We start from the raw sequence: 10,426 nt of genomic DNA, 5'->3' as shown, positions 1-10,426 counted from the left end.
CTCCCGCTGGGGCGCGAAGCGGCCCCGCTCTTTGATTTGGGACTGCTGCGCAGTCCAGCGGGAGCAAGCTCCCTCGCCACAGGTTACAGCCCGTACAAAAAAACCGCTTCGGCGGTTTTTTTGTGCCTGCTTCATTGTACGCACGCGCCTGCATTGTCTAAGGTGCAAGCATTGCCGATGGAGCGTGCTGGATGACTGCTGTTGATTTACCCGCTGTACCCCGAGTGTTAATCGCCGAAGCAGACCCTTGGTCGCGGGACCTGCTCAAGCAAGTGCTGTTGAATGTGCGCTGTGACGCACGGCTGGATGTGTGCGCCGATGGGCAGCACGCCGCCACGCTGTTGGGCGAAAAAACCTATGACCTGATCCTGGCGGATTGGGAGTTGCCGGGCGTGGATGGCTTGAGTCTGCTGCGCAGCGTGCGCCAGAAGCGCCGTTCGCTGCCGTTTATCTTGCTGAGCAGTCGCAACGACAGCGCCAGCGTGCGCGAAGCCTTGCCCCTGGCGCCCACCGCCTACCTGACCCGCCCGCTGAACATGGAAAGCCTGACCCAGCGTTTGCAAGACCTGCTGCTCAATGAAGGCGAAAGCGTGTACTGCGAAATTCCACCCCTGGCGCCAGGCATGACTTTGCCAGCTTTCCTGGAGCGGCGCCGGGAGGTCTGCGATGGGGCGCCGTTGCGTGTGGATGTGAAAACCGCCGTGCAACGCAGCCTGGGGCCCGAAGGCCTGGACCTCAAGCAGTTGGAAGACCAGGTGCACAGCGACCCGCAAATCACCGCCGTATTGATCGCCGCCGCCAACAGCGCCGGCTACCACGGCACGCCAGTGCAGACCCTGTCAGAGGCCCTGCATAAGTTGGTGCCCGGCCAGAGCATGAACCTCATCCTGGGCCTGGCGCTCAAGCACAACGTGGTGTTGGGCGACCCTGGGCTGGTGGCCTACGCCGAGCGGCACTGGCAATTGTCCCAGGACAGCGCCGACTACGCCCGGCGCCTGGCGCGCATGCTGGAGCTCGACCACCAGCGCTGCTACAGCGCCTGCATCCTGCATCGCTTGGGCGACCTGGCCTTGTTGCGCTGCCTGGAAGACTGGCGCCAGGGCGGCGGCGCCCTGGATGATGAAGCCATCGGCGAATCCCTCGACGCTTTTGGCGCTGCCTACGGTTCGGCGTTGCGCACGCGTTGGCGCTTGCCGCTGGAGTTGCGGCAGTTGATCGCAGGGATCTATTCACTGGAAGGCGGGGTGTATTCGCGCGAAGCCCTGGTGGTGAACCTGGCGGCGCAAATGGCGCGGCTGACCGAGCACGAAGGGCTGGAAGAACTGGCGGGCAGCAAGACGGCGCGGCTGCTCAAGGTCGGCTTGTCGGAACTGACCCGAGTGCGCAAAACCTGAAACACACACCGAACGCATGTAGGAGCGAGCTTGCTCGCGAAAAACGTCAACGATGACGCGGGCTTCCTGGATAAACGCGGCGCCTGTGAGTTTTTCGCGAGCAAGCTCGCTCCTACAAAAAGGCATAAATGCCAAGCGGTGTTACCCGGCGATAACACGGTTCTTGCCTTGGCGCTTGGCCTCGTACATCGCCGCATCCGCTCGCGCAAACAGGCTGTCGAGGGTGGAGTCATCTTCGCGCAGGCCGGCCAGGCCCTGGCTGACGGTCACATTGAATTCATGCCCTTCGTAGCTGAACACCAACGCCTGGATTTCCTTGCCCAACCGCTCGGCCACCTGCAGGGCCATCTCCGGTGGGCAACCCGGCAGGACGGCGGCGAATTCTTCGCCGCCAATGCGCCCGAACAGGTCGCCACGGCGCAATACCCCGCGACCGCTTTCCGCGATGCGCCGCAGCACCTGGTCGCCCTCCAGGTGGCCGTAGGTGTCGTTGACGTCCTTGAAGTCATCGATGTCCAGCAACAGGAACGCCAGCGGGGTGCCCTGCACGCAGGCGTTGTCGAAGGCCTGGTTGGCGAGTTCGAAGAAGTGTCGGCGGTTGCTGCTTTGGGTCAGTACGTCGGTGGTGGCGAGGCGATGCAGTTCCAGCTCAAGTTGCTTCTTTTCGGTGATGTCTTCGGCGATGCCCACCACGATCAGCGCTTCACCGGGCACCACCTGCTGGTTGATGTAGCACTTGTCACTCAACCAGCGGATCTGCCCGTCAGCGGTGATGATGCGGTACTCGCGGTCCTCCACGGCGCCCTGTTCCAGCACACGGGCCAGGCTGTGTTCGGCGTAGTCGAGGTCTTCGGGGTGGACGCTGTTGCGCCATTCACGGTGGTCGGCCAGCAGCAGGCCGGCGGAGCGGCCAAACAGGCGCTCGTACGCCGGGCTCACATACAGCACACGGCGTGTTTCCCAATCGATGGCCCACAGCACGGCGTTCACGCTGACCAGCAGGGAACTGAGCAGTTGCTCACGCTCACTCAGCCGCTCGACTTCACCTTGAGCATGCATAAGCGCCAACAGGGTCGCCGCCGCGGCCGGGCGCGGCGGCTCTGCGGTGGGCACATCGGGCAGGCTGGGCTTTTCGTGAACCATCGGTACAACTCTCTCTGGGCGCGCCGCAGGGTGCAAAAGCGGTCACTACAAGGGGTCACCATGATGGCGAAGTGTTCTTTGAGAGAGGGGAATTGCGGTGAAGTTCCGTGATCAGCATGCATTGTCGGTGCCCGGAAAATGGCGCCAAAAAGCCAGTGCGTGGGAGGGCGAACCCTCCCACGGCGCCCTCACGCCGCTGTAGGACGCAACGAGTAAGTCTTCAACTGGTGGGCAAAATCGCGCAGGGATTGGATGCCACTGGCCTCGGCTTCATGCACCCATTCCTTGATCGCTGCCAGCATGTCGTGGCCGTTGGAACTGGTCTTGAGCCAGATCTGCTGCAGCGCCAGGCGCTTCTCGTAGATCACCGTGAGGGCATGGCTGTGTTCCAGCATGCTCTGGATGCGCAAGTGGTGGCGGTCTTCCAGCAAGCTGGTTTCCCGCGACAGCAGGCGCTTGGCGCGGTGGAACTGGTGGCGCACCGAATGATCGACCTTCTCCAGCTCCTGCTTGACCAGCGGGCCAATCACCAACTTGCGGTATTGGGCCATGATCTGGAAGCGGTTGTTGAGGATCGCCATGGCGGTGTCCATGTCCAGGCTGCCCTTGCCTTCGACGCGGTGGGCGATGGGGGCCACGCGCTGCACCTTGGCCAGGCGCAGGAAGCTGAACACTTTTATCCAGGCCCAACCCAGGTCGAACTCCCACTTCTTCACCGACAGCTTGGCGGAGTTGGGGTAAGTGTGGTGGTTGTTGTGCAGCTCTTCGCCGCCGACGATGATGCCCCACGGCACCAGGTTGGTGGCGGCGTCACGGCATTCGAAGTTGCGATAGCCCACGGCATGCCCCAGGCCATTGATCACGCCTGCGGCCCAGAACGGAATCCACATCATCTGGATCGCCCAGATGGTGATACCGATGGTGCCGAACAGCAGCAGGTCGATTACGCCCATGAGCGCCACGCCCAGCAGCGGGTAGCGCGTGTAAAGCTTGCGTTCGATCCAGTCGTCCGGGCAGTTTTTGCCGTAGATACGCAGGGTCTCGGGGTTTTCCGCCTCGGCGCGGTACAGCTCGGCACCTTTGCGCAGCACGGTCGACAAGCCCTTGATCACCGGGCTGTGCGGGTCATCGACGGTTTCGCATTTGGCGTGGTGCTTGCGGTGGATGGCGGTCCATTCGCGGGTGTTCTGCGCCGTGGTCAGCCACAGCCAGAAGCGGAAGAAGTGTTTAAGGCCGGCATTGAGCTCGAGCGAGCGATGGGCCGAATAACGGTGCAGATAGACAGTGACCCCAATAATGGTCACGTGGGTCATCAACAGCGTGACTGCCACCAGTTGCCAGGCGGACAGATCAAGAAAACCGTTGTACCACATAGGCTGTATGGCCCTCAGATAAAGAAAAAAACAGCACCCGCATTATCACTTCCTTTGCAGATAAAACCAGTCACCGTTTCAGATAAGACTTACAAAGTGTTTCCTACTCTATAATCCTGATCCTTTGTAGGGCGATTCTGGTTATTTAGTAAGGATTACTAAGCATATGCTGTTTTCATACCGAGGTGCCCTACGTGCGGGGTTGGTGTACCTGCTGGTTTCTATCGTTTGGCTCCAGCTCAGCAATTACCTATTAATCAACTTTATCGATGAACCTTGGGCGCTGGGGCGCTGGCTGCAGGCGCGCGGTTATGTGTGGGTCAGCCTCAGCGCCTTGGTCATCTACTGGATAGGCCGGCGTTTTGCCCGTGCCCATGCGTTGCAACAACCCCTGAAAGAGAACCGCGAGCGCCTGCGCCAGGCCGCTGCGGTGTTCGATTGCACCCGCGAAGGGGTGCTGGTCACCGATACCCAAGGGCTGATCGTGCACGTTAACCGCGCTTTCATGGAGATCACCGGCTACCAGTGCGAGGACGTCATGGGCCAACGGCCAAGCCTGTTCAAGTCCGGGCGCCACTCGGCGCATTTCTACCAGCAAATGTTCCAGGCCCTGGAAAGCACCGGCGAATGGAGCGGCGAAATCTGGAACCGCCGTAAAAGCGGCGAGGTTTACCCCCAGTGGCAAACCATCCGGGTGATTCACGATGACCAAGGCAAGGTCAGCCACTACGTGGCGGTGTTTTCGGACATCAGCGCCATGAAGAACTCTGAGCACGAGTTGGCGCACCTTGCCCATCACGACCCGCTCACCGACCTGCCCAACCGCCTGCTGTTCACCGATCGCGCCGAGCAGGCCCTGGCTTCCGCGCAGGTGCATAAGCGTGGCTGCGCCCTGCTGTTGATGGACCTGGACCACTTCAAGATCATCAACGACAGCCTCGGCCATAACGTTGGCGATCAGTTGCTCAAACTGGTGGCCGAACGCCTGAGCGGCCTGTTTGGGCCGGGGGTTACCCTGGCGCGCCTGGGGGGCGACGAATTTGCCGTGCTGGCAGAAAGCTGCCCGCAGGTGGTGCAAGCGGCGGCCTTGGCGCAGCGCATGCTCAACGCCATGAAGGATCCGTTCATTTTTGACGGCAACCAGCTGTTTATCAGCGCCAGTATCGGTATCAGCCTGTTCCCCAGTGACGCCCTGAGCGCCGAGCAACTGCTGCGCAACGCCGATTCCGCGTTGTTCAAGGCCAAGAGCGCCGGGCGCGAAGGCTACGCGTTGTACACCGAAGAACTGACCGCCCACGCCCAGCATCGGGTGGAAATCGCTGGCGAGCTGCGTCGCGCCCTCGACCAACATGAGCTGCGCGTCTATTACCAGCCGGTGCACGACCTGCACGACAGCCGTTTGGTCGGCGTTGAAGCACTGGTGCGCTGGCAGCACCCGGAGCGCGGCCTGGTACCCCCGGGCGAGTTCATCCCCATCGCCGAACGCACCGGGCTGATTGCCGAGATCGATGCGTGGGTGATGGACCAGGCCTGCCGCCAAATGTGCCAGTGGCTGGCCGACGGCGTGCCGCTGAGCTTTATCGCAATCAATGTCTCCAGCCGCCTGTTTGCCCGGCGCGAGCTGTATGAGCAAGTGGCCCAAGTGCTGCACACCACTGGGCTGGATCCGGCCTTCCTGGAGCTGGAGGTCACCGAGAGCGCAGTGATGGACGACCCGGAAGTCGCACTGGAGCAACTGCACCGCCTGCGCGAACTGGGCCTGCGCCTGGCGATCGACGACTTTGGCACCGGCTATTCCTCGTTGTTGCGCCTCAAACGCCTGCCGGTGCAGAAGCTCAAGATCGACCAGGGCTTTGTGGCGGGCTTGCCGTGGGACGAAGACGACGCCGCGATTGTGCGCGTGGTGATCGCCCTGGCCAAAAGCATGGGCATGCAGGTGCACGCCGAAGGGATCGAGCAGGTGGAACAGGCGCGGTTCCTGCTGGACCAGGAGTGCGACATGGGCCAGGGGTACTGGTTTGGACGGCCCATGCCGGCTCATGAAATCGACTGGACCCGAGCACCTCTGATCCGCCAGGACTGACGCGGTCAATGTGGGAGCCGGGCTTGCCCGCGAAGGCGGTGTGTCAGTCACTGCATGTGTTACTGCACCACCGCTTTCGCGGGCAAGCCAGCTCCCACAGGGGGCTGCGGCGCCTGTGCGTGGGAGTTTTTTCTGTGGAAACCCTCGCAACCCCATGCCCTATCAGAAAATTCTTTCTGGTTATATAAACATTCTTAAATAGTATTTTTAAGAATATCTGCGCTTATCTACTATCGCCCTCACGCCGCAAGCAGTGCCGCCACTGCCAGGCACTACTCATTTTCAGGAGCGAGACCATGAGCGCATCTCTACGTAGCGTTGACGGCCAGGACGAAGCAGCCATTTTGCGTGAAATCCAGAGCGCCCTGCGCGATCTGCGGTTTGGCGCGGTGGAAATCACCGTACACAACGCCCAAGTGGTACAGATCGAACGCAAGGAAAAATTCCGTCTGCAGAACCCCGGTAATAAACCGAGCTGAGCAAGAACGGCGATAGACCCGCAATTACAAGAAAAGCCAACACTCAAGAATTTCAGGAGCTTCTATGTCGTCGATTCGCCGTTATGCCTTGGCCGCATTGGCCAGTGCCGTGTTTGCCGGTTCCGCCGTTGCCAAGGACTACGAGTTGCTCAACGTCTCGTACGACCCCACCCGTGAGCTGTACCAGGATTACAACGCTGAGTTCACCAGCTTCTGGAAACAGTCCCACCCCGGCGACAACGTCAAGATCCAGCAGTCCCACGGTGGCTCGGGCAAGCAAGCACGCGCAGTGATTGACGGCCTGCGCGCCGACGTAGTGACCCTGGCCCTGGCCGGTGACATTGATGAAGTCGCCAAGCTGGGCAAGACCCTGCCGGAGAACTGGCAGACCCGCCTGCCGGACGCCAGCACCCCATACACCTCCACCATCGTGTTCCTGGTGCGCAAGGGCAACCCCAAAGGCATCAAGGACTGGGGCGACCTGATCAAGAAAGACGTGTCGGTGATCACGCCCAACCCGAAAACCTCCGGCGGTGCACGCTGGAACTTCCTCGCCGCCTGGGCCTACGGCCTCAAGGCAGGCGGCAGCGAAGCCAAGGCCCAGGAATACGTCAAAGAGCTGTTCAAGCACGTGCCGATACTGGACACCGGCGCACGCGGTTCTACCATTACCTTCGTCAACAACGGCCAGGGTGACGTGCTGCTGGCGTGGGAAAACGAGGCGTTCCTGGCCTTGAAGGAAGACGGCGGCGCCGACAAGTTCGACATCGTCGTGCCGTCCCTGTCGATCCTGGCGGAACCGCCGGTGGCTGTGGTCGACAAGAACGCCGAGAAAAAGGGTAACACCGAGATCGCCACGGCGTACCTCAACCACCTGTACAGCCCGGCGGGCCAGGAGATTGCGGCGAAGAACTTCTACCGTCCACGGGATGAAAAAGTCGCCGCCAAATACGCCCAGCAGTTCCCGAAACTGGACCTGGTGACTATCGACAAAGACTTCGGCGGCTGGAAAACTGCCCAACCGAAATTCTTCAATGATGGTGGTGTGTTCGACCAGATCTACACGGCGCAATAATCAACACCGACTATTGCGCGGGGCTTGTTGTGGCGAGGGAGCTTGCTCCCGCTGGAGTGCGAAGCACTCCCAAAACCGGTACTCACGGTACATCGTGGTTGCCTGGTTCTGGGGCCGCTTCGCAGCCCAGCGGGAGCAAGCTCCCTCGCCACAGTGGGCCGCACGCATATCCGTTCCGCTAACCAAGGACTCTTATGTCGCGTCGTATCTCCCCCGTCATACCCGGCTTCGGGCTGACGCTGGGCTACACCGTCGTGTACCTCAGCCTGATCGTGCTCATCCCGCTGGCGGCGATGTTTGTACACGCCGCTCAACTCACCTGGGATCAGTTCTGGAACATCATTTCCGCACCTCGTGTACTGGCGGCCTTGAAGCTGAGCTTCAGCACCGCGCTGTACGCCGCGCTGATCAACGGTGTGATCGGCACGCTGCTCGCCTGGGTGCTGGTGCGCTACACCTTCCCCGGGCGCAAGGTCATCGACGCGATGATCGACCTGCCGTTCGCCCTGCCCACCGCCGTCGCCGGTATCGCGCTGACGGCGCTGTACGCGCCCAACGGCCTGGTCGGCCAGTTCGCCACGGACCTGGGCTTCAAGATCGCCTACACCCCCCTGGGTATCACCCTGGCGCTGACCTTCGTCACGTTGCCCTTCGTGGTGCGCACGGTGCAGCCGGTACTGGCCGATATCCCCCGGGAAATCGAAGAGGCCGCTGCCTGCCTCGGCGCCAAGCCGTTGCAAGTGTTCCGCTACATCCTAGTGCCGGCATTGCTGCCCGCCTGGCTGACCGGCTTCGCCCTGGCCTTTGCCCGAGGCGTGGGTGAGTACGGTTCGGTGATCTTCATCGCCGGCAACATGCCGATGAAAACCGAAATCCTGCCCTTGCTGATCATGGTCAAGCTCGACCAATACGACTACCGCGGCGCCACCTCCATTGGTGTGCTGATGCTGGTGGTGTCCTTTGTCTTGCTGCTGCTGATCAACCTGTTGCAGCGGCGCATCGAACGTCCATAAGGAGGCGCGGAACATGTCCCAATCGTCTATTTCCGCCGCGTCCTCGGCCAACGCCGCCCGCCGTGGCAGCGCGACCTCGCGACGTATCCTGATCGGCCTTGGCTGGCTGGTATTCGTGCTGTTCCTGCTGCTGCCATTGCTGGTGGTGGTGTCCCAGGGCTTGAAGAACGGCCTCGGCACGTTCTTCAGCGCAATCCTTGAACCCGACGCGCTGTCGGCGCTGAAACTCACGGTGATCGCCGTGCTGATTTCGGTGCCGCTCAACCTGGTGTTCGGCGTCAGCGCCGCCTGGTGCGTGAGCAAGTACTCGTTCCGTGGCAAGAGCATCCTGGTCACGCTGATCGACCTGCCGTTCTCGGTTTCGCCGGTGATCGCAGGCCTGGTATACGTGTTGATGTTCGGCGCCCAGGGCTTCTTCGGGCCGTGGCTGCAAGACCACGACATCCAGATCGTGTTCGCCCTGCCGGGCATCGTGCTGGCGACCATCTTCGTCACCGTGCCGTTCGTGGCCCGTGAGCTGATCCCGCTGATGCAGGAGCAGGGCACCCAGGAAGAAGAAGCCGCACGCCTGCTGGGCGCCAATGGCTGGCAGATGTTCTGGCATGTCACCGTGCCGAACATCAAGTGGGGCCTGATCTACGGCGTGGTGCTGTGTACGGCGCGGGCCATGGGCGAGTTCGGCGCGGTGTCGGTGGTGTCCGGCCACATTCGCGGCGTCACCAACACGCTGCCGCTGCATGTCGAGATTCTCTACAACGAATACAACCACGTTGCCGCGTTTGCGGTGGCCAGCCTGTTGCTGATCCTGGCGCTCTTCATCCTGCTGCTCAAGCAGTGGAGCGAGAACCGAATCAACCGCCTGCGCAACAGCGCGGGTGAGGAATAAGTCATGTCGATCGAAGTCCGTAATGTCAGCAAAAATTTCAACGCCTTCAAGGCCCTGGACAGCATCAACCTGGATATCCAGAGTGGCGAGCTGGTGGCGTTGCTGGGCCCGTCCGGCTGCGGCAAGACCACGTTGCTGCGCATCATCGCCGGCCTGGAAACCCCGGATGCCGGCAACATTGTGTTCCATGGCGAAGACGTCTCCGGCCACGATGTGCGTGATCGCAACGTGGGCTTTGTGTTCCAGCACTACGCGCTGTTCCGCCATATGACCGTGTTCGACAACGTCGCTTTCGGCCTGCGCATGAAGCCGAAAAACCAACGCCCCACCGAAAGCCAGATCGCCAGCAAGGTTCATGAACTGCTGAACATGGTGCAGCTTGATTGGTTGTCGGACCGTTACCCGGAACAACTCTCCGGTGGCCAGCGCCAGCGTATCGCCCTGGCCCGCGCCCTGGCGGTGGAGCCCAAGGTGTTGCTGCTCGACGAACCCTTCGGCGCCCTCGACGCCAAGGTGCGTAAAGAACTGCGCCGCTGGCTGGCGCGCCTGCACGAAGACATCAACCTGACCTCGGTCTTCGTGACCCACGACCAGGAGGAGGCCATGGAAGTCGCCGACCGTATCGTGGTGATGAACAAGGGCGTGATCGAGCAGATCGGTTCACCGGGCGACGTCTACGAAAACCCGGCCAGCGATTTTGTGTACCACTTCCTGGGTGACTCCAACCGCCTGCATTTGGGCGAAGACAAGCACCTGCTGTTCCGCCCCCACGAAGTGTCGTTGTCACGCCATGAACTGGAAGATCACCATGCGGCGCAAGTGCGGGATATTCGGCCGTTGGGCGCGACCACTCGCGTGACCTTGAAGGTTGAAGGCCAGAGTGAATTGATCGAGGCCGAAGTGGTGAAAGACCATGACAGCCTCACCGGCCTGGCGCGGGGCGAGACCCTGTTCTTCAAACCCAAAACCTGAGCGTCACC

General features: G+C 61.4%; 10 protein-coding genes. 8 read left to right on the top strand and 2 right to left on the bottom strand.

The genetic code is table 11. From position 1 onward, the window contains the following. Both APH41_RS29195 and APH41_RS17515 read left to right on the top strand, forming a co-directional pair. The coding region (locus APH41_RS29195; RefSeq protein ID WP_218187866.1) for a hypothetical protein at positions 1–195 on the top strand (195 nt) is incomplete at its 5' end. After that, the gene (locus APH41_RS17515; protein WP_054896819.1) at positions 192–1,394 is read left to right on the top strand and encodes an HDOD domain-containing protein; all 1,203 of its coding nucleotides are present in this window, start codon (positions 192–194) and stop codon (positions 1,392–1,394) included. The genes APH41_RS29195 and APH41_RS17515, both read left to right, overlap by 4 nt. A 141-nt stretch (positions 1,395–1,535) precedes the next feature. Here APH41_RS17515 and APH41_RS17510 read toward each other — a convergent pair whose 3' ends face one another. Both APH41_RS17510 and desA read right to left on the bottom strand, forming a co-directional pair. Next, entirely contained in the window at positions 1,536–2,537 is a 1,002-nt protein-coding gene (locus tag APH41_RS17510; RefSeq protein WP_054920361.1) for a sensor domain-containing diguanylate cyclase, read from the bottom strand. A 188-nt stretch (positions 2,538–2,725) separates the two neighbouring features. Beyond that, positions 2,726–3,910, bottom strand: coding sequence for a delta-9 fatty acid desaturase DesA (gene desA / locus APH41_RS17505; RefSeq protein ID WP_032894197.1), 1,185 nt, complete (start codon positions 3,908–3,910; stop codon positions 2,726–2,728). 166 nt (positions 3,911–4,076) lie between these two features. Here desA and dibA point away from each other — a divergent pair, with 166 nt between their 5' ends. From dibA to APH41_RS17475, 6 genes are all read left to right on the top strand, one after another. Beyond that, positions 4,077–5,993 (top strand): phosphodiesterase DibA, encoded by a 1,917-nt coding sequence (gene dibA / locus APH41_RS17500; protein ID WP_054920359.1) that lies wholly within the window; start codon positions 4,077–4,079, stop codon positions 5,991–5,993. A 296-nt stretch (positions 5,994–6,289) separates the two neighbouring features. Next, positions 6,290–6,472 carry a sulfur starvation response protein OscA gene (gene oscA / locus APH41_RS17495; protein ID WP_003170956.1) on the top strand — a complete coding sequence of 61 codons (183 nt, stop codon included), beginning with the start codon at positions 6,290–6,292 and terminating at the stop codon, positions 6,470–6,472. Between the two features lie 64 nt (positions 6,473–6,536). Continuing rightward, the gene (locus APH41_RS17490; RefSeq protein ID WP_014716420.1) at positions 6,537–7,547 is read left to right on the top strand and encodes a sulfate ABC transporter substrate-binding protein; all 1,011 of its coding nucleotides are present in this window, start codon (positions 6,537–6,539) and stop codon (positions 7,545–7,547) included. A 194-nt stretch (positions 7,548–7,741) separates the two neighbouring features. Further along, on the top strand, positions 7,742–8,560 hold the full coding sequence (gene cysT / locus APH41_RS17485; protein ID WP_032894195.1) for a sulfate ABC transporter permease subunit CysT: 819 nt from the start codon (positions 7,742–7,744) through the stop codon (positions 8,558–8,560). A gap of 13 nt (positions 8,561–8,573) precedes the next feature. Continuing rightward, positions 8,574–9,446 carry a sulfate ABC transporter permease subunit CysW gene (cysW, locus tag APH41_RS17480; protein WP_054920357.1) on the top strand — a complete coding sequence of 291 codons (873 nt, stop codon included), beginning with the start codon at positions 8,574–8,576 and terminating at the stop codon, positions 9,444–9,446. A 3-nt stretch (positions 9,447–9,449) separates the two neighbouring features. After that, a complete protein-coding gene (locus APH41_RS17475) occupies positions 9,450–10,418 on the top strand; it encodes a sulfate/molybdate ABC transporter ATP-binding protein (protein WP_054920355.1) in 969 nt (322 codons plus the stop codon). Positions 10,419–10,426 lie beyond the last annotated feature (8 nt).

It is taken from the genome of Pseudomonas sp. NBRC 111138, from assembly GCF_001320835.1.
Classification (GTDB): domain Bacteria; phylum Pseudomonadota; class Gammaproteobacteria; order Pseudomonadales; family Pseudomonadaceae; genus Aquipseudomonas; species Aquipseudomonas paracarnis.
The sequence above is the reverse complement of the archived record's forward strand: the minus strand, read 5'-3'. Positions and strand labels throughout refer to the sequence as shown.

What these genes read in the sequence shown, in the direction of transcription:
- cysW (WP_054920357.1), top strand. Translation starts at nt 8,574, where the DNA reads ATGTCCCAATCGTCTATTTCCGCCGCGTCCTCGGCCAACGCCGCCCGC.
- APH41_RS17490 (WP_014716420.1), top strand. Translation starts at nt 6,537, where the DNA reads ATGTCGTCGATTCGCCGTTATGCCTTGGCCGCATTGGCCAGTGCCGTG.
- APH41_RS17475 (WP_054920355.1), top strand. Translation starts at nt 9,450, where the DNA reads ATGTCGATCGAAGTCCGTAATGTCAGCAAAAATTTCAACGCCTTCAAG.
- oscA (WP_003170956.1), top strand. Translation starts at nt 6,290, where the DNA reads ATGAGCGCATCTCTACGTAGCGTTGACGGCCAGGACGAAGCAGCCATT.
- dibA (WP_054920359.1), top strand. Translation starts at nt 4,077, where the DNA reads ATGCTGTTTTCATACCGAGGTGCCCTACGTGCGGGGTTGGTGTACCTG.
- desA (WP_032894197.1), bottom strand. Translation starts at nt 3,910, where the DNA reads ATGTGGTACAACGGTTTTCTTGATCTGTCCGCCTGGCAACTGGTGGCA.
- cysT (WP_032894195.1), top strand. Translation starts at nt 7,742, where the DNA reads ATGTCGCGTCGTATCTCCCCCGTCATACCCGGCTTCGGGCTGACGCTG.
- APH41_RS17515 (WP_054896819.1), top strand. Translation starts at nt 192, where the DNA reads ATGACTGCTGTTGATTTACCCGCTGTACCCCGAGTGTTAATCGCCGAA.
- APH41_RS17510 (WP_054920361.1), bottom strand. Translation starts at nt 2,537, where the DNA reads ATGGTTCACGAAAAGCCCAGCCTGCCCGATGTGCCCACCGCAGAGCCG.